Annotated in this window: 17 protein-coding genes; all 17 read left to right on the forward strand. The window is 57.3% G+C overall.

All coding sequences use genetic code 11. The annotated features are described in order from the left end of the window. The first annotated feature begins 2 nt into the window (after window positions 1-2). The gene (locus VNL73_04925) at window positions 3-2,801 is read left to right on the forward strand and encodes a sigma 54-interacting transcriptional regulator (GenBank protein ID HXF48751.1); all 2,799 of its coding nucleotides are present in this window, start codon (window positions 3-5) and stop codon (window positions 2,799-2,801) included. Window positions 2,802-2,880: 79 nt separating this feature from the next. Beyond that, complete coding sequence (locus VNL73_04930; GenBank protein ID HXF48752.1) at window positions 2,881-3,336, forward strand: dTDP-4-dehydrorhamnose 3,5-epimerase family protein; 456 nt, start codon at window positions 2,881-2,883, stop codon at window positions 3,334-3,336. Beyond that, window positions 3,333-4,361 (forward strand): dTDP-glucose 4,6-dehydratase, encoded by a 1,029-nt coding sequence (rfbB, locus tag VNL73_04935; protein ID HXF48753.1) that lies wholly within the window; start codon window positions 3,333-3,335, stop codon window positions 4,359-4,361. Before VNL73_04930 ends, rfbB begins: the two co-directional genes overlap by 4 nt. 137 nt (window positions 4,362-4,498) lie before the next feature. Further along, on the forward strand, window positions 4,499-6,235 hold the full coding sequence (locus VNL73_04940) for an ATPase, T2SS/T4P/T4SS family (GenBank protein HXF48754.1): 1,737 nt from the start codon (window positions 4,499-4,501) through the stop codon (window positions 6,233-6,235). A 111-nt stretch (window positions 6,236-6,346) separates the two neighbouring features. Continuing rightward, window positions 6,347-7,561, forward strand: a complete 1,215-nt coding sequence (locus VNL73_04945; protein ID HXF48755.1) for a type II secretion system F family protein — start codon at window positions 6,347-6,349, stop codon at window positions 7,559-7,561. A gap of 23 nt (window positions 7,562-7,584) precedes the next feature. After that, entirely contained in the window at window positions 7,585-8,013 is a 429-nt protein-coding gene (locus VNL73_04950; GenBank protein ID HXF48756.1) for a prepilin-type N-terminal cleavage/methylation domain-containing protein, read from the forward strand. A 60-nt stretch (window positions 8,014-8,073) separates the two neighbouring features. After that, entirely contained in the window at window positions 8,074-8,511 is a 438-nt protein-coding gene (locus VNL73_04955) for a prepilin-type N-terminal cleavage/methylation domain-containing protein (GenBank protein ID HXF48757.1), read from the forward strand. Window positions 8,512-8,520: 9 nt separating this feature from the next. After that, complete coding sequence (locus VNL73_04960; protein ID HXF48758.1) at window positions 8,521-9,657, forward strand: prepilin-type N-terminal cleavage/methylation domain-containing protein; 1,137 nt, start codon at window positions 8,521-8,523, stop codon at window positions 9,655-9,657. A gap of 73 nt (window positions 9,658-9,730) precedes the next feature. Further along, window positions 9,731-11,377, forward strand: coding sequence for a hypothetical protein (locus VNL73_04965; protein HXF48759.1), 1,647 nt, complete (start codon window positions 9,731-9,733; stop codon window positions 11,375-11,377). Continuing rightward, a complete protein-coding gene (locus VNL73_04970; GenBank protein HXF48760.1) occupies window positions 11,374-11,946 on the forward strand; it encodes a hypothetical protein in 573 nt (190 codons plus the stop codon). The genes VNL73_04965 and VNL73_04970 overlap by 4 nt, the downstream gene beginning before the upstream one ends. After that, window positions 11,946-12,416: a hypothetical protein gene (locus tag VNL73_04975; protein HXF48761.1), complete on the forward strand. Its 471-nt coding sequence runs from the start codon at window positions 11,946-11,948 to the stop codon at window positions 12,414-12,416. Before VNL73_04970 ends, VNL73_04975 begins: the two co-directional genes overlap by 1 nt. Before the next feature lies 1 nt (window position 12,417). Continuing rightward, window positions 12,418-13,701, forward strand: coding sequence for a secretin and TonB N-terminal domain-containing protein (locus VNL73_04980; GenBank protein HXF48762.1), 1,284 nt, complete (start codon window positions 12,418-12,420; stop codon window positions 13,699-13,701). A gap of 80 nt (window positions 13,702-13,781) precedes the next feature. Beyond that, complete coding sequence (locus VNL73_04985) at window positions 13,782-14,222, forward strand: hypothetical protein (protein HXF48763.1); 441 nt, start codon at window positions 13,782-13,784, stop codon at window positions 14,220-14,222. Then, window positions 14,222-14,926 (forward strand): ubiquinone/menaquinone biosynthesis methyltransferase, encoded by a 705-nt coding sequence (locus tag VNL73_04990; protein HXF48764.1) that lies wholly within the window; start codon window positions 14,222-14,224, stop codon window positions 14,924-14,926. Before VNL73_04985 ends, VNL73_04990 begins: the two co-directional genes overlap by 1 nt. Before the next feature lie 39 nt (window positions 14,927-14,965). Beyond that, on the forward strand, window positions 14,966-16,183 hold the full coding sequence (gene rmuC, locus VNL73_04995; protein HXF48765.1) for a DNA recombination protein RmuC: 1,218 nt from the start codon (window positions 14,966-14,968) through the stop codon (window positions 16,181-16,183). A gap of 26 nt (window positions 16,184-16,209) precedes the next feature. Then, on the forward strand, window positions 16,210-16,812 hold the full coding sequence (locus tag VNL73_05000; protein ID HXF48766.1) for a thermonuclease family protein: 603 nt from the start codon (window positions 16,210-16,212) through the stop codon (window positions 16,810-16,812). Window positions 16,813-17,016: 204 nt separating this feature from the next. Further along, on the forward strand, window positions 17,017-17,967 hold a 951-nt coding region (locus tag VNL73_05005; protein HXF48767.1), incomplete at its 3' end, for a sigma-54 dependent transcriptional regulator.

Raw genomic sequence — 17,967 nt, forward strand, 5'->3', positions numbered from 1 at the left:
CAATGAAGCTGGCCGACATACAAGAAAGCTGGCAGGTCTTCGTTGAGGCCCGGCGGTTTTTGGAGGCGGGGAAGCCGGCCGAGGCCCGGTCGATTATGCTGGCCCACGAGCGGCATGCGCCCCCTTTCCGGGCCGCCGAAGAGGAAGCGGAAGCGGCGCTTTTGTGGGCTTGGATTTTCCACCGGGAGAACGCCTACACCGAGGCCATTGCCAAAGCCCGGCAGGCCTACAGCGGTTACCGGTTGACTTCCAACCATACCGGCGCGGCCGAGTCCCTTTATCTATTGGGACTGCTTTTTGCACTCACCGGGGAACTGCGGGAAGCGGAGAAATCGCTTGCCGACGCTTTGGCCAATTACCGCCGTGCCAGCGATCAAAAAGGGATTGCCCAAACCTACAGCGAGCTGGCGCGGCTGGCCTTTATCCGCTCCGATTTAAAAACGGCGGAAGAACATTTATTGGAGAGTCTGGAGGCCGCCCGCGCGGCCGCCGACAGTCCCGGGGAGGGAAGGGTGTGGGGAAATTTGGGACGGGTGCAGTTTTTGGCCGGCCGCTGGGAAGAGGCGGAAAAGTCGTTGCGGTTGGCTCTGCTGGTAAACGGGGGAATCAAGGCCCGGGCGAGCCAAGCCCGAAACCATCTTTCCTTGGCTTATCTGTACGGGCATCAGGGACGGTCGGCCGAGATGGAAAAGGAATTTTCTTCAGCCCGGGAAATTATCCGGGAGGAAAATTTACATCGGGAGGAAGTGATTTATCATGAATACCGGGGGGAGGCGTTTTTCTGGCGAAAGGAGTGGGGCAAGGCGGAAAGCGAATACCGTGAGGCATTGACCCTTGGAGAGCGTCTGGCCCCCCATTCCGGTCTTGTAACCCAGGTTCAGCGGCGCTGGGCGGAATTGCTCCTGGCGCAGGAACGACCACAAGAAGCTGCCCGCCGTGCCGAAGAGGCCCTGAAACTGGCGCAGGTGCTTTCTGAAAAAGAGGAGATTGTAGCCTGCCTGCGGGTTTTGGCGGAAGCTTGGATGGAGACCGACCGGCCGGAAAAGGCAAAGGCCGCTTTGGATGAGGCGCTTTCGTTTTTGCCTTCTTTGGCGCTCCCCGTTGAAGAAGTACGTCTGAAGCTTTCGGCCGTCTGGCTTTTGCCCGCGGCCGAAGCGGACCAAGCACAACAGCATCTTGAAGAAACGGTCGCCGCGTTGACCCGGCTGAAGCTGGCGCCGGTGTTCACCGAGCCACTTTTCCGGACGGCCGAGAGGCTTTTGGCAAAGAAGCGGATATTACTCCTCGAAAAAGTTCTGGAGATTCTGGAGCGGTTGGAGCCGGTGCTGCAGCTTTCGGATGAGAGTCGCAGACAACAGGTGTCACTGGCGGCGCGATTGGCGGAAAGCAAGGTTTCCTTCGCCTATTCGGCGGAAAATCGTTACGCTTTGTTCTTGAATTTAAGCCGCGAGGAGACCCTGGAAGCGAAGCTTTCGCTTTTGGTCCGGGAGTTGAAAGCCCAAGCGGCGACTTTGTACAGCTTTGCCGATGGCCGGAAGGAACCGGAGGCCGCCGTGGGTGAATTACCCCCCTCGCTTTTCAGCTCCAATGGGAACGAGACCGACGAGCCCCGGCTGTCGGTACTTTCCAACGGGGCGCTTTTTTCCGCTTTGAGCCTGCCCCTTATGGTGGAAGGAGAAAAAGCCGGCGTTCTGCACCTTTCCAAACAGGGCCGACCGTTTTCCCAGGAGGAATTAAATCTTGCCGCGGCCGCGGCCGCCCATTTTGCCTTGGAACTCTCCCATTTGACCAAAAAGAATTTAGTCCGGGAAAATGAGCGGCTTTTGGCCACGCTGGAGGAAAAGTGTGCCTTTCCCAACATCATTACCCGGTCGCCGCTCCTTTTTTCAGCCATTGAAGCGGCCGCGCGGGTCAAGGATTCCGACCTTTCCATTCTGCTTTTGGGTGAAACCGGCGTGGGGAAGGACCTTTTGGCCAAGACCATTCATTTCCAATCCAACCGGAAGGAGTACCGCTTTGTTTCGGTAAACTGCGCCGCCCTGCCGGAAACGCTTTTGGAGTCGGAGCTATTCGGCCATCGCCGCGGAGCCTTCACCGGCGCCGACCGGGATAAACCGGGACTTTTCGAGGAGGCGGACGGCGGCACCTTTTTTCTGGACGAGGTGAGCGAAATCCCGCTTTCCGTGCAGGCCAAGCTTTTGCGCGTGTTAGAAGAAAAGGAAGTGGTGCGGTTGGGAGAAACCCGCCCGCGCAAGGTAAACGTCCGCTTGATTTCGGCCGGAAACAAGGATTTGAAGCCCCTGACAGAAACCGGCCATTTCCGGCAGGATTTGTTCTACCGGCTTTCCGCCTTTACGCTTAAATTGCCGTCCCTGCGGGAGCGGAAGGAGGATGTTCCGCTGCTTCTGGAGCATTTTGCCGAAAAGTACGCCAGCGGAAAAAAACTGCGTTTCAATCCCGCCGCCTTCGAGCTTTTGTGCGCCTACGAATGGCCCGGAAACGTCCGGGAACTGGAAAACGAAGTGCGCAAGCTGGCGGTTCTGGCCGACGAGGGGGGGTTAGTCGCCCCCGAACTGCTATCCGCCAAGTTCTTCGGCCCGGATGAAAAATTCAACGCCTGCCATCCGGCCACGTTCTCCCTTTATGCCTTCATCGCCGAAGCGGAAAAGAAACACATCCAACGGGCCCTCGTGGAAGCTGGCGGGGTGAAAAAACGGGCGGCTGAATTGCTCAAAATTCCGGAGTCAACGTTGCGGCTCAAGCTCAAAGAATACGGCATCCAGCCCCCCGAGGGACGGTAGTCGCCTCTTACTCCCTCAAACTTGACTTTTCCTCCAGCGGTTTGGATATTTCTTTTTCCCCGCTTTTGGGGTCAAACCGATGATCGCCGGCGTCCGTTTAAAAGAACTTAAGGTAATCCCCGACGAGCGGGGGCGCTTGATGGAGATTTTGCGCTCGGACGACGAGCTTTTCATCAAGTTCGGCCAGCTTTATATGACCTGCGTCTATCCGGGGGTGGTGAAGGGGTGGCATTATCACCACAAGCAAATCGACAACTTTGCCGTGGTGCGCGGAATGGCCAAAATCGTGCTCTACGACTCCCGCGAAGGTTCGGCCACCAAGGGGGAGATCAATGAGTTTTTTCTGGGGGAACACAACCCCAAGCTTTTGCAAATCCCGGCCTTGGTTTACCATGGATTCAAGGGGATTTCCACCGAGGAGACCATCATCATCAACTGCCCCACCGAGGTGTACCACTACAAAAACCCGGACGAGTACCGGGTGGACCCGCATAAAAACGACATTCCGTACGACTGGGGCCGGAAAGACGGATGAAGGTTTTGGTCACCGGCGGAGCCGGATTCATCGGTTCCAATTTCGTCCGCCATCTGCTTTCCTCCCGGCCAGATGTTGAAATCATCAATTTCGACAAGCTGACCTATGCGGGCAACCTGGAAAATTTGTCGGATGTAGAAGCCAGCCCGCATTACCATTTCATCCGCGGCGATGTGGCGATACGCGCCGAACTGGAGCCGGTATTTTCGGAAAAAATCTGGGGAATTGTCCACTTCGCCGCCGAATCGCACGTGGACCGGAGTTTGTATTCGCCGCTGGTTTTCGTCGAGACGAACGTTTTCGGCACGGGGAATTTGCTCGATTTGGCCCTGCGGCACAAGGTGGAGCGGTTCGTGCACATCTCCACGGATGAGGTGTACGGCAGCACCGCCTCCGGAAAATTTTCCGAAACTTCGCACCTGAACCCGACTTCCCCCTATTCCGCCTCCAAGGCCTCTTCCGACCTGCTGGCCTTGGCCTATTTCAAGTCCTTCGGGCTGCCGGTCGTCGTTGACCGGTGCACGAACAATTTCGGTCCATATCAATTTCCGGAAAAACTGATTCCCCTGTTTGTTACCAATGCGATGGAAAACAAACCCCTGCCGGTTTACGGCGACGGGCTGTACGTGCGGGACTGGCTTTTTGTCGGCGACCACTGCCGGGCCATCGAGAAGATGCTTTTCGAGGGAAAACCGGGGGAGATTTATAACGTCGGCGGCAGCAACGAACTGACCAACCTGGACATCACCCGCCGGATTTTGGCGCGGCTGAAAAAGCCGGAGTCGCTAATCACCCACATCGCCGACCGCCCCGGCCACGACCGGCGGTATGCCTTGGATGCCTCCAAATTGCAGCGGGAACTGGGCTGGAAGGTTGAGCAGCCCCTCGAACAAGCGCTCGATTCCACCATCGACTGGTATGCCAACAACCGTTCCTGGTGGCAGAAGGTCAAGTCCGGCGAATACCAGCAGTATTATGATAGGCATTACGGAGTCCGGATGGGTTCGGCCAGAGCCGGGCTTTGAGCTCTTTTTTTAAACGTACCCCTCTTCGATAACTTCATCGCTCCATCATTTCCCGTGTTGTTTCAATTATTGGGTCTGCCGGACTACTAAACTTATCCTTTTTGCCGATAAGAGATTAGGGGGATAGGTACATCCAGATGGAGAGCAAGAAGCGCATTGGCGAACTGTTTCTGGAGAAAAAGTTAGTCACCCAGAAGCAGCTGGAAGAGGCGCTTAAAATACAAAAGAAGACCGGCGAGCGGGTCGGCGATATTTTGATCCGCCAAGGGGTAATCACCGAGGAGGATTTTCTTTCGGTCATTTCCGAAAAACTTTCCATTCCCAAGGTCAACGTGGACAACCTGGTCATCGCCCCGGAGGTAATCCGCCGGGTGCCGGTGGAACTGGCCCGAAAACACCGGCTGATTCCCATTTTGCAGCTGGGGGGCGCGCTCACTGTGGCGATGGTTGACCCGCTGGATTTGATTGCAATTGAAGAGTTAAAGTATCATACGGGGCTGGAAATCAACCGGGTCATCGCTGCACCGTCCCAAATCCAAAAAGCGATTTCGGACTATTACACTGTGCAGGATTCGGTGGCGGAAGTGGTCCGGGAGATGGGTTTTTCCGGCGAGGATTTCAGCAAGGAATTTGCAGAAGCATCCAAAAAAGCGGGGGAGGCCACGGATGAAGCGGCCGACGACGCCCCCATCATCCGGCTGGTCAACCTGCTTTTGACGCAAGGGATCCGGGATTCCGCCTCCGACATACACATCGAGCCGGAAGAGACCCAGCTTCGGGTGCGCTTCCGGATTCACGGGCTTATGCGGGAGGCGGCCAATCCCCCCAAGGATCTGGCGCCCGCCATCGTTTCGCGCATCAAAATCATGGCGAACATGGACGTTTCCGAAAAGCGGCTGCCGCAGGACGGGCGCTTCACCCACCGGGTCGAAAAGCATGAGGTTGATTTCCGCGTCTCCACGCTGCCCACCATTTTCGGGGAAAAAGTCGTTCTTCGAATTTTGGACAAATCCAGTTTGGCCATCCATTTAGAAAAAGCCGGCATGTCTTCTTCCCAACTAGAGCGACTGCGAGCGGCGATGAAAAAGCCGGAGGGGTTCATTCTGGTCACCGGCCCGACCGGCAGCGGCAAGACTTCGACCCTTTACGGCATTCTGCGCGAACTGAACTCGGTGGAAAAAAACATCATCACCGTCGAAGACCCGGTGGAGTATCACATCCCCTTCATCTCCCAGGTGCAAACCAACGAGAAAGCGGGGTTATTTTTTGCCAACGCGTTGCGCTCGATTCTGCGGCAGGATCCGGACATCATCATGGTGGGCGAAATCCGCGACCGGGAGACGGCGGAGATCGCCGTCCGCTCCGCCTTGACCGGGCATCTGGTGCTTTCCACCCTGCACGCCAACGACGCCCCGTCCACCGTGGCCCGTCTTTTGGACATGGGGGTGGAGGCGTACCTCTTGGCCGCCTCGCTGGTAACGGTGGCGGCCCAGCGGCTGGTGCGGCAGATTTGTCCGGCCTGCAAGGAGAAAGTGACGGTGCCGGAGGCGCTCCGCAAGGAACTCTGGATCGACGACCCGAAGGCGGTTTTTTACCGGGGAGCGGGCTGCCGGGAATGCAAGCAGAGCGGTTTTTCCGGACGGCTGGGGCTCTTCGAAATGCTGGTGGTGACCGATTCCATCCGGGAGTTGATTGCCGCCCGGGCTTCCACGGCCGTCATTTTGGCGGAGGCCCGCAAGCAGGGAATGAAGCTTTTGCGGCAGGACGGGGCGGAAAAGGTTTTGGCGGGGCTGACCACCGTGGAGGAGGTTTTGCGGGTCACCTCGGCCGGGGATTTTGCCGATATACCAAAAGGGGAGTTGGTTTCCGCTTGAACCGGGTTTCTGCGGAGGGGTTAACTCCAAGTAGGGCCGAAGCTTGAAGAGGGCTCAAAAAACGAGGGTTTGGTAGGGGGCTTGCTTAACTGGATATGAGACGATTGCTATATGTTACCGGAATTTAATTACCGTGCCGTGGACCGGATGGGTATCTCCTTGTCCGGCACGATGCAGGCCGAAACCGCCTCGGATGTTTCGCTGCGGCTGGACCGTATGGGGTACATCCCCCTTTCGGTGGAACGCAAGGAAGAAGGCATTTTGCATGCCTTTCGCTGGGGAAGCCGCCGGGTGCCCCTTTCCGAGCTGATAGTTTTCACCCGCCAGCTTTCCACTCTGTACCGCGCCGGCATACCCATTTTACGCGCCCTGGCGGTGCTGTCCGCCCAGGCGGATCACCCCCAACTGCGTTCGGCCATCGAGCAGGCCCGATCCGATTTGGAATCGGGGGTCACCCTCGCGGAGGCGTTTTTGCGCCAGGAAAAGATCTTCGGCAAGCTGTTCGTCTCCTCGATAAAAACGGGGGAGGCGACCGGGCATTTCGACCAGGTATTGGACCGGCTCGCGGAGTTTTTGGAGCGGGAGATGAAAACCAAGGAGGATTTGAAGGATGCGTTGCGCTACCCGACCCTTGTGGTCATCGCCTTGGCGGGGGCGTTTGTCATTCTGGTGGCTTTTGTGTTTCCCAAGTTCGCCTTTCTTTTTTCCCGTTTCAATACGGAACTCCCCCTGCCCACCCGGATTTTGATGGGGCTCTCCGTATTTATCCGCGGCTATTGGTATTACCTCATTCCGCCTTTGTTCTTTGCGGGGTACTTTTTCAAGCGCTGGCTGGCCACGGACAGGGGGGAGGTATGGGCGGACGAACGAAAACTCAAACTGCCGATTCTGGGGCCGCTTTTTCTAAAAGTGGCGATGAGCCGCTTTTCGCACATGCTTTCGGTTTTGATCAAAAGCGGGCTCCCCATCATCCAGTCCCTGCAGGTGGTGCGGGGAGCCATCGGCAACCGCATCATCGCCGGCGAAATCGAACGCGTGGAAGCGGGGATGGTGGAAGGGAAGGAGCCGAAGGAAATAATGGAGCGCTCGCCGGTTTTCCCGCCTCTGGCCGTGCAGATGTTTTCGGTCGGCAGCGAATCGGGCTCTTTGGACCGGATGCTTTCCGAGATGGCTTTCCATTACGACCAGGAGGTGGCCTACGCCACCCGACGGCTTTCCAAACTGGTGGAGCCGGCTTTGACCGCGGTTCTGGGGGCGACGGTGCTGTTTTTCGCCCTTTCCGTTTTTTTGCCGATGTGGAATTTGTTGAACGTGTTTAAACGATAAACAAAAACCAAAGGGAGGGGAGTATGTTTCTAAAAACCAAAAACCAATCGGGTTTCACCCTGATTGAGCTGGTCATCATCATCGTCGTTTTGGGCATCCTGGCGGCGGTGGCGATACCGCGCTACATGGACATTTCCGCCCAGGCGAAGCTGTCCGCCTGCAAGGGGGCTTTGGGCGGGCTGCGCTCCGGCGTATCCATTTTCTACGCCAACCGGGCGGTGACCACCGGTACGGCCACCTGGCCGACGCTGGCTGAAATTTCCACCCCGGGCGTGGTGATGGAGCAGGCGATTCCGGCCAACCCGTACCAGCTTCCGACCAGCGCGCCGGACTCCATCGTCACCGGCGTCACCAAGGGTGTCATCGTGGGGACGCGCGGCGGCTGGGCGTATAACGCCGCAACGGGCGAGATCTGGCCGAACACCAACGTCGCCGGCGAAAACAACCTGTAGCGGTTGGTAAAACTTCCGGTTTCATCCCGCCATAGGTCGGCGGGATGGTTGGGTGGTGCCATGAAATCAGAGTCCGGATTTACGCTGGTGGAGTTGGTCATAATCATCGTCGTTTTGGGGGTGGTGGCGGCGGTCGCCATTCCGAAAATCGGCGACCTTATCACCGGCTCGAAAACCAACGCTACGAAAGAGGAAATGATGCGGCTGAAAGCGGCCATCATGGGAAATTCGGCCGCAACCTCCGGAGGGCGCATTTCCGACCGGGGATACCGGGGGGACGTGGGGAGTTTTCCGCCCAATTTGACCGGCCTGGTGACGAGACCGGGGGGTGTGGCCATCTGGAATCCATACACCCGGCTGGGCTGGCACGGCCCCTACATTGATTCTACGGGAGGAGAATATCTGCGGGACGCCTGGGGGGTCAACTACGTGTACGACTCCACGGCCCGGACGATAACCTCCACCGGTTCTGGGACGAACATTGTCATTAATTTTTAAGGAGATGGATTGAAGACAGTTTCAGAAAAGGGTTTTACCCTGATTGAAGTCCTTCTGGTGATCATCGTCATCGGGATTTTGGCGGCAGTCGCCTTCCGGTCGATGGACGTGGCCCTGGACAACAGCCGCTGGGACGCCACCACGCAGGAGATGGAACGGCTTTCCTGGGCGATTGCGGGGAACCCCGATTTGTTCGCCAACGGTGTGCGTTCCGATTTCGGCTACGTCGGCGACGTCGGCTCCCTGCCGCCCAATCTGGACGCTTTGGTCACAAATCCGGGGGGGTACGCCACCTGGCGGGGGCCCTACATCCGGAACGACTTCAATCAAAACCCCAACGATTTCAAGACCGATGGATGGGGAAATCTGTACACCTACACCGGCGGGGTCACCATTACTTCCAGTGGCTCGGGCGGCAATCCCATCACCAAGCAGTATGCCAACGCTGCGGCGGATCTGACTTCCAACACCGTACAGGGGATAGTCACCGATGGACAAGGGAACGCGCCCGGAAGCTCCGCTTCCAGCGTTTCCATCCGCCTTACCTACCCGAACGGTTCCGGCGGAACGACCACCGCAACCACCAACCCGAACGCATCGGGCAACTACAGTTTCAACGGGGTTGTGCCGCAAGGAATTCGCATGGTCACGGCCATCTACACACCAACCAACGACACCTTGGTGCGCAATGCGGTGGTTTTGCCCAAGTCCACCACTTTGGTGGATTTTAAATTCCGCGGGAATCTGTGGGGCAGTGGAGGTGCAGGTGGTTCACTGGCCTATGTTTCGGGAACGGCTAATCTTACAGCCGGTGGAAGCGATCTTAATTTTGACATTAGAAACGTCGGTTCTTCCAGCGTTACCATCACGAGTATCCGCCTGACTTACAGTTCCTCCCCCACCGCCTACTATGAACGGGTACGGTGGGGCGGCAATACGGTGGGCAACCAGACCAATCCCCGTTTTGCCTCCGGCCAGACCGTCAACTTCAGTTCGTCGCAAACGCTGGGGGTCGGCGCAACCATCACCATCCGCGTTGATAATTTTGAGACCTGTATCAGCGGCGGCTGCCCGGATGCGGATATGAACGGCACCACTTTTACCGTCGAATTTTCCGACGGCTCGACTGTGACTTTCTCGGTGTGATTCTTTTTTGGGGGGAGATTTGAAATTTTTGGGGGTCAAAAGGGAAACAAAAAAGGAAATCCCAGCGGGGCTTTTGTCTTCCCGGTCCGGGGAGTCCTCCCCGGAAGACCTGCTTTCCGGCTTGGTTGCCGGCCTGGGACGGCAGGTCTGGCGCTGGAAATCCTGGTGGCGCTACGAGCCGGAGGGGTTTTTCGGCTTCGATTTGGTTTCCGACCAACTCCGCTGGGTGCGGCTGGTCAAAAGGCCGAAGGCGGGCGTCCGTTTCGGCTGGCGGTGGGAGCTGGCGGGCTTCGGTATCCACGATCTGGCCCCCACCCCGGATTTTGATGAATCGGACAAGGAACGGGCGTTAATCGAATACCTGCAGGAGCTCGTTCCACCCGGCCGCCATCCCCGGGCCCGTTTTTATCTTTCCATCCAGGGGGCCGGGGTGCTTTTCCGTCGTTTTACCATTCCCGTTTTGAAAAAAAAATCGGAAGAGGAACAGGCCGTTTTGTGGGAAGCCCGCAAGCAGACCCCGTTTCCGCTTGAAAACGCCTATTGGAGCTACCGGACGGTGCAGAAAGGGGCCGAGAAAAAAACGGAGGTGGTTTTTCTGGCGGTTTTGCGCTCCCTTTTGGACCGTCAGGTTGCGCTGTTTCTGCAGGCCGGCGTGCCGCTTTCCGGCGTCACGCTGGGAGGGTTCGGTTATGCCGAGGTTCTGCCCGCCCCCCTGCGGGAGGAAAGCGAGGCGGTCGGGGTTTTGGAGATTTCTCCCAAAAGCTCTTACTTTACCCTGTACGGCAAAAACGGAATGGAATTTTTCCGGGAGTTTTCCTCCGTCGGCTTAAAACCGGCCGACTTGGAGGCCGGGGGGCTGGCCCAGTTTTTGGAACCCCTGACGGCGGAGGTGCTTTCCTCGCTCGATTTCTACCAGGCCCAGGTTTCCGGACGGAGGGTCGTACGGTTGTTTCTCGCCGGGTTGCCGTCCGGCGACGTCACCATTCCGGCCCATTTCGAGAACGTTTTGGGCGTCAAAGCTTCAGTGCTGTCCCGAACCCGGGAGCTTTCCTATGCCGTGGAGAACGCCGGCGAATTTGCCGAACTGTATCCCTTTTTCGCCAAGGCGCTGGGAACCGCCCTGGCCCGGGACCGCGGTCTTTACCTCCTGCCGGAAGCGCTTCAAAAGAGATTTCAACTCCAGCATCAAAACCGGCTGGTTTTCCGCCTCGCGTTGCCGGTTTTGGCCGCAGCCGCCCTTTTTCAGCTCTTTCATTTTTTCAAACTGAATTCCGCCGAAACGGCAGTGGCCCGCCTGGAACAGGAGTTGGTCCGCTTGGAGGCGGTACCAGGTTTTTCCCGGGCCGCCGAGCTGGAGAAAAAGATTTTGTCCACCCAGGCTTTTCTTTCCCAATTTGTCCGGTTCCCGGCCGTTTTTCCCTGGCATATGAAGGAACTTTCCAACCTGACCCCCCCGGAGATGGAGCTAGCCCGCGTCACGCTTCTGCCCGTGATGTTTGATTCGTTGTCCGCCCGTCAGAAGCACGGAGTGTTCGACAAACTGGAACTGGCCGGTTCGGCGACCGCCGCCTATGAGGAAACGGATGCCATCGTGGTGGAGTTCATCCGCCGGCTGGAGCATTCGCCGTTCTTCGGGCCGGTCCGGGTGGTTTCCAAATCGGAAGAGAAATTCGGCAACCGGAAAACGGTCGGTTTTGCCTTTGAGGTGGGGTTGCGATGAGGTTCGATCATCCGGGGTACCGCGTTTTGCTTTTATTTTTCCTGTTGGCGGGTTGGCTGGTGTTCGGGTATCTCCCGGTCCGGAAAAAGCAGGTTTTTGTTTCCGCCAAACAGCAGGAACTGGAATCAAGACTGGCCCGCTACCAGCGTCTGGCGCCGCAGATTCCGCTCTGGCAGGTGCGCCAGACCGAGCTGGAGGGCTCGGCCGGCCGGTTGGTGAACAGCCTGTACACCCCCTCCGCGGCCCAGAATTTTCTGGCCGATTTGATGGCGCTCTCCCAACAAGAAGGGCTAAAAGTTCTGGATGCCCGTCCCACTTTTTTTGAGCTTTTATCCGCCGTGCGGGATATGGATTCCACCCGGCCCAACCTCATCCGGCCCGTCTCCTTTTCCCTGAAAGTGGAGGGGGGTTACGCGGCCATAGCCGCCGTCTCGCAGAAAATTGAGGCGCTGCCCGCTTTTCGCGGCTATTTCCTCACCGAGGCGGTGCGGGGAACCGGCAGCGGCCGGGTGGAGGCGACTTTGGTTTTTTACGCCTATTTGATTGTCAACCCGGAGGCGGACGTTTGATGGAGGAGGCCAAACGAAAGCGCACGCTCTATTGGATTTTGGTTTTTTCCATCCTCCTTGGGCTGTTGAATTTGAAATCGATTATGTCGATTGGCAAAAAGAGAACCGTTGCCGACCTGGATCCGGCCCTGGCATCCGTCCCTGCGGCGGCGCCGATGACGGCGGTGCCCGATTCGTTCGCCTACGAGCGCTTGACGCCGGCGAAGAAAACGCGGCTCGCTTTGGGTTTCGGCCGCAATCCGTTTTACCGCGGGGCCGAGAAGGCGGCGGTTTCTACAGGCCCCTTCCGGCAGGCATTTTCGGTTTCGGCCATTTCGCTAAAGGGAAGCTCGGCTTTTGCAGTCATCAACGGCCGGGTGGTCCAGGCCGGCGACTGGATCGAAGGGTTTCGGGTGCACGCCATAACGGAGGGGCGCGTGGTTTTGAACAAGGATGGAACGCTCTGGAATTATCCGCTCAAGGGGGATTGAAATGAAAACGCTGGGTTTGCTTGTCATTTTTGGATTGCTCGCCATGGCGGCGGCGGCGCAGGAAAAGCCGCTGACCGTCGTTACCGAGGACTCTAAAATCACGCTGGAGATGGAGGCTGCCCCCATCGGGTCCGTATTGAAACTCCTCGCGGCGCAGAACAATTTAAACATCGTCTCCGGTCAGGAAGTGCGGGGCTCGGTTTCCCTGCGGCTGCGGCAGGTCAGTTTGGATGAGGCGCTTTCCTCCATCCTTCTGGCCAACGGCTACACCTATAGTCGGCAGGGGAACGTTCTTGTGGTTTTGGCGCAGGACAAGGATTACCCCCAGCAGCTGGAAACGCGGGTGTTTGAACTTTCCTATGTCTCCGCCGACTACGTGGCGGCGAGTTTGAAAAACGTTTTGTCCCCCAAGGGTAAAACCGACATTTTCACCCGCGAAATCCGCCGCATAGAACCGGCCAAGCAGGCCCCGGCGACCATTCTGGTGGTGACCGATTTCGGGTACAACATCCCCCGCATCGAAAAAATCGTGGCGACTTTGGACAAACCGGCAAAGCAGGTTTCCATCGAGGTCAAGATGGTGGAAACCTCCCTGGACAAAAATTCCGATTTGGGATTGGAATGGCCGGATGGGATTGGCGCTTCCTTCGCGGACGCCGAACCGGCCAGCACGAGCAGCACCAGCACCACGGACGAAGCGAGCAAGGCTATGGTTTTCCCGGTCAAAGGGCGTCCCCGGTACGGCCGGCTGTCCGTGGAGCAGGTGGACTGGTTTTTAAACTATTTGACCACCCAGACCAACAGCAAGCTTTTGAGCAGCCCCAAGGTGACCACGCTGGACAACCAGGCGGCCAAGATCACCGTCGCAACGACCATTCCCTTGCAGACTTTGAACCGCTTCAGCGAAGGGGCCGCCGTGCAGGATATCGTCTCCTTTCAGGACAAGGAGTTCGGCATCATTCTGGACGTCACGCCGCGCATCAACGACGACTCCACCGTCACGTTGCGGGTGACCCCGACGGTGGAGGACATCATCAGCTTTACGGGGCCGCCCGACAACCAGCGCCCGATAACTTCCAAACGGTCCGTGGAAACGCAGATTCGGATGAAGGACGGGGAAACAATGGTCATCGGCGGCCTGATCAAGGACAATGAGATCAAGACCGTGCGCAAGGTGTGGCTCCTGGGAGATATCCCGCTTTTGGGGAACCTTTTTCGCTCGAACTCCAGGCAGAAAAACCAGACCGACCTTTTGATCATGATTACCCCCCGCATCGTGCGGTAGGTTTTTCCCCCTTCCCGTTCCGCTCCCTAAAAAGCGACAATTCGCTTGGAGAAAACGCGGCTAAAAACTATTTTACCGGCGTGAAAGTTATCCGGCTTGCGATTATTCTGACGTTTTTTGTTTTGGCCGCCTGCGGAAAGAAAAAGCCGGACCCGGCCCAGCAACTTCGGGCCTTTATGGCCGACTGGGAACGGGCCGTCGATGCCAAGAATCCAGAAGTATTGGACTCTCTTTTGACGACGGCCAAAAACGTCCCCCCCATCGACCCGCGGCAATTTTTAGCTGAAATTTACAGCGCGGAAGGAATTACGCGCGTAAATCTGGTTGGACGGCAGTTGGATATTGGGGAGAAGCAGGCCACAGTCACCGGGCGGCTGGTGCGTTCCGGCATTTCCGACAGCTTGACGACTTTGAGTTTGAGCCTGCTCCGCGTGAAAAGCGGTTGGAAGCTGGCCGCCTATCAGCTGCGGCCTTTTGAGCCGGCCCGGCAGGACACGGCCGGTAAGGAGCCCCCCAATTAATGGGCGCCGCAAACACTAACGGCAAAAAAGCCCTTGTCCGGCAGATGTTTTCGGATTTGGCTCCCGATTACGACCGGCTGAACCGGATCATTTCCTTCAACTCCGACCGGCGCTGGCGCAGAAGGGCTGTGGGGCCGCTTTTTGACTGCAAAACGGTTGTGGATTTGTGCGCCGGAACGGGGGATATGGCGCTGGCGTTGTTAACCAACCCCGAATTTGAGGGAATGGCGGTGCTTTCGGATTTTGCCTTGCCGATGCTGAAATTGGCGAAAAAAAAATTGGAGCGCTTCCAAGGGCGGGCGTTTTTGGTTTGCGCCGACGCCGAAAAACTCCCCTTCAAGGCGGGCGTTTTTGACGGCGCCACATTGGGTTTTTCGCTGCGCAATCTTGAAAACCTTTCCGTTTTCGCCGCCGAAGCAAGGAGGGTTTTGAAAACGGGCGGGGCGGGTTCTTTTCTTGAAATAGCCCATCCTTCCAACGGTGTTTGGGGGAAACTCTTTTACACTTATTTTTATCAACTGATGCCGAAAATGGCGGGCCTTTTCACCCGCCACCGCCAGGCGTACCGCTATTTGCCGGAGTCGCTCAAGGTTTTTCCGCGGCAGAGCGAAGTGTCGGCGTTGTTTTTGCGCGAGAGTTTTTCCGAATCGCGCTACGAGAACCTCTGGGGCGGGCTGGCGGCCATATATAAGGTAAGAAAGTGATGGTATCCTCACGATTTCGGGGTTAAATAAGGAAGAGGTATGGATTTCATATTGGCGTTCATAATCGGCATCGTGGTCGGCGGCGCGGCGGTTTTGGCGGTCGTCTGGATTAAGAGACGGGAAGCCAAAGCGGTCGCGCAGGAACTGTTGGCGCAAACCCAAGCGGAAAAACTGGCGGATTTGAACGCCGTTATCAATCATCTCCAAGCCGCCTTCGGCAACCTTTCCCTGGAGGCGCTTAAGCGAAGCTCCGACCAATTTATGCAATTGGCCCAACAGACCCTTGCCGTTCAAACCCAGACGGGGGGGAAGGAGCTGGAGGGGAAGAAGCAGCTCATCGACCAGACCTTGGAGGCGATGAAAGGGGAGCTTGCGCGGGTGCGGGAATGCATCCAGGTGTTCGAGAAAGACCGGGAGAACAAATTTGGCGAAATTGCCGCCCAGTTGAAGGCCACGGCGGAAAACAACCGCCGGCTGCAGGAGACCGCCGAACAGTTGAAGCTGGCCTTGGTCAATTCCAAAACGCGCGGCCAGTGGGGGGAGCGGATGGCGGAGGACGTGCTGCGGCTGGCCGGGTTTATGGAGGGAATCAACTACAAAAAACAGCGGGAGCTGGCGGGGAACCGGCCGGATTTCACCTTTCTTCTCCCGCGGGACAAAACCTTGAACATGGACGTGAAATTTCCGTTCGACAACTATCTGCGTTACCTCGAAGCGGGAAGCGAATCGGAAAAGGAAAATTACAAAAGCGCCTTTTTGAAGGACGTGCGGGACCGGGTGCGGGAGGTGACCACCCGGGACTACATCAACCCGGAGGCGCAGACGGTTGACTACGTTTTGGTTTTCATCCCCAACGAGCAGTTGTACGGCTTCATTCTGGAAAACCAGACCAGTTTCATCGACGAGGCGTTGCGCAGCAAGGTGATCCCCTGTTCGCCGCTCACCCTGTACGCCATTCTTTCGGTCATCCGGCAGGGAATCGATAATTTTCAACTGGAGCAGGGGGCCTCCCGGATGCTCGCTTTGATGGGGCGCTTCGCCAAGCAGTGGGAGGAGTTTATAAAGGGGTTTGAAAAGATGGGGAAACGGATCGAGGATGCCCAGAAGGAGTTCGATACCTTGATGACGACCCGCCGCACGCAGCTGGAGCGGCCTTTGGCCCAGATTGAAGAGCTGCGCCGGCAAAAGGGGATCGCCGAGGGAGAGTGGGCGCTTGGGCCGGGCTCGGAGCCGCCTCTTTCCGGTGAGAATAATTAGTCCCGTCCCAAGCGAACACGGACATAATGAGAAAACCGATTTTTTTCCTTCTCCTTGTCGCCGGCTCCGCTTTACTGCTTGCCTCCGGCCTTCCCGGAAAAAAAAGTAAAGTCAAAAAAGTGCTGGACGGCGACACCATCGTTCTGGAAAGCGGGGAGAAAATCCGCTACCTCTGCATCGACTCGCCGGAGGAGGGGGAGCCGTTTCACGACGAGGCCAAACGGGTCAACGATTCCCTGGTTTCCGGCAAAGCGATACGGGTGGAATTTGACCGCAAGGTGAAGGACCGGTACGGCCGCTACCTCGGCTATATCTGGCTGGATACGCTTCTGGTCAACGATTTTCTGCTCCGGCGCGGACTGGTTTCGGTCTATTACTTCAAGCCGAATGACCGGTATCTGGCCCGCTTTGTCGCTTCCGCCAAAGGGGCCCGCGTAAAGAAGGCGGGGATCTGGTCTCTTCCACATTCCGATTTGGACTATTACGTCGGAAACAAAAACAGCTACCGGGTGCACCGGCCGGACTGCCCGCAGGCCCGCGGAATCAAGGCGAAAAACCGGGCGGAATTCGACAATCTTTTCGACGCCGCCGACGCCGGTTTCGCCTTCTGCCGCACCTGTAAACCGTAAATTTATGCCCGGAAGCCGATAAAGTTTCTCGGGCGGTGCTGCAACACCCCGCTGCCGAGCCGCGAACCGCCCCGGCGTATCCATTTTTGGACTTGCCCTGTTTATTCCTGAAAATCACAGATATTTTAACCCCGTTTCAGTCAAGCTTTTCGCCGATTTTCCGATAAAAACAACGGGGCAAAAAAGTTTTTTAACGAGGGGGATATGCCGTCCATTCTGGTTATCGACGATAAAGAAAGCATGCGGGGTATGCTCGCCGAGACGTTGTCCGGCGAGGGGTACGACGTGGACACGGCCGCCGACGGCCGCACGGGAATCAGCCGCGCCCGCGAGAAAAAATTCGACGTTGTCCTGACCGATCTGAAGCTTCCGGAAATGGACGGCATCGCCGTTCTGTCCCAGTTGAAGGAGGCCGACCCGGATTTGGCGGTCATCGTGATGACCGCCTTCGGCACCATCGAGACCGCGGTGGAGGCGATGAAGCTGGGGGCGGTCGATTTCATCGCCAAGCCGTTCGATACGGACCGGCTGGGGGTCATCATCAAAAAAGCTTTGGAAAACCGCCGGCTGGTGGCCGAGAACGCCCTTTTGCGTGAGGAGTTGGATCAAAGTTTGGGCTTTTCGGAAATCATCGGCCGCTCGGAAAAGATGGTGGACGTTTCCCGGCTGATTCAAAAAGTGGCCCAGTCGGACACCACGGTTCTGCTTTTGGGGGAGTCGGGCACCGGCAAGGAGTTATTCGCCCGCGCCATTCATAATCTCTCCCCGCGCAAAAGCCGCCCCTTTGTGGCGATCAACTGCGCCGCCATTCCTTCCGAGCTTCTGGAAAACGAGCTTTTCGGCTCCGAGCGGGGGGCCTTTACCGGCGCCGTGGCGCGCAAGATGGGGAAATTCGAAATCGCAGAGGGGGGAACGATTTTTCTGGATGAAATCGGCGATATGTCGCCGGCCCTGCAATCAAAACTCTTGCGCGTTTTGCAGGAAAAAACCTTTGAGCGGCTGGGCGGAACGAAGCTTATTTCCGTGGATGTGAGGGTCATCGCCGCCTCCAACGTCGATTTGAAGGAGGCGATCGAGAAAAAGACCTTCCGCGAAGATTTGTACTACAGGCTCTCCGTTTTTCCGATAAAAATACCCCCCCTGCGGGAGCGGCGG

This window comes from Verrucomicrobiia bacterium, from assembly GCA_035574275.1.
Classification (GTDB): Bacteria; Zixibacteria; MSB-5A5; order DSPP01; family DSPP01; genus DSPP01.

Excerpts from the sequence above, each read along its gene's own strand:
- VNL73_04925 (HXF48751.1), top strand. The coding sequence starts at position 3 with ATGAAGCTGGCCGACATACAAGAAAGCTGGCAGGTCTTCGTTGAGGCC.
- VNL73_04955 (HXF48757.1), top strand. The coding sequence starts at position 8,074 with ATGAAATCAGAGTCCGGATTTACGCTGGTGGAGTTGGTCATAATCATC.
- VNL73_04975 (HXF48761.1), top strand. The coding sequence starts at position 11,946 with ATGGAGGAGGCCAAACGAAAGCGCACGCTCTATTGGATTTTGGTTTTT.
- VNL73_04940 (HXF48754.1), top strand. The coding sequence starts at position 4,499 with ATGGAGAGCAAGAAGCGCATTGGCGAACTGTTTCTGGAGAAAAAGTTA.
- VNL73_05000 (HXF48766.1), top strand. The coding sequence starts at position 16,210 with ATGAGAAAACCGATTTTTTTCCTTCTCCTTGTCGCCGGCTCCGCTTTA.
- VNL73_04945 (HXF48755.1), top strand. The coding sequence starts at position 6,347 with ATGTTACCGGAATTTAATTACCGTGCCGTGGACCGGATGGGTATCTCC.
- VNL73_04970 (HXF48760.1), top strand. The coding sequence starts at position 11,374 with ATGAGGTTCGATCATCCGGGGTACCGCGTTTTGCTTTTATTTTTCCTG.
- rfbB (HXF48753.1), top strand. The coding sequence starts at position 3,333 with ATGAAGGTTTTGGTCACCGGCGGAGCCGGATTCATCGGTTCCAATTTC.
- VNL73_04980 (HXF48762.1), top strand. The coding sequence starts at position 12,418 with ATGAAAACGCTGGGTTTGCTTGTCATTTTTGGATTGCTCGCCATGGCG.
- VNL73_04930 (HXF48752.1), top strand. The coding sequence starts at position 2,881 with ATGATCGCCGGCGTCCGTTTAAAAGAACTTAAGGTAATCCCCGACGAG.
- rmuC (HXF48765.1), top strand. The coding sequence starts at position 14,966 with ATGGATTTCATATTGGCGTTCATAATCGGCATCGTGGTCGGCGGCGCG.
- VNL73_04950 (HXF48756.1), top strand. The coding sequence starts at position 7,585 with ATGTTTCTAAAAACCAAAAACCAATCGGGTTTCACCCTGATTGAGCTG.
- VNL73_04990 (HXF48764.1), top strand. The coding sequence starts at position 14,222 with ATGGGCGCCGCAAACACTAACGGCAAAAAAGCCCTTGTCCGGCAGATG.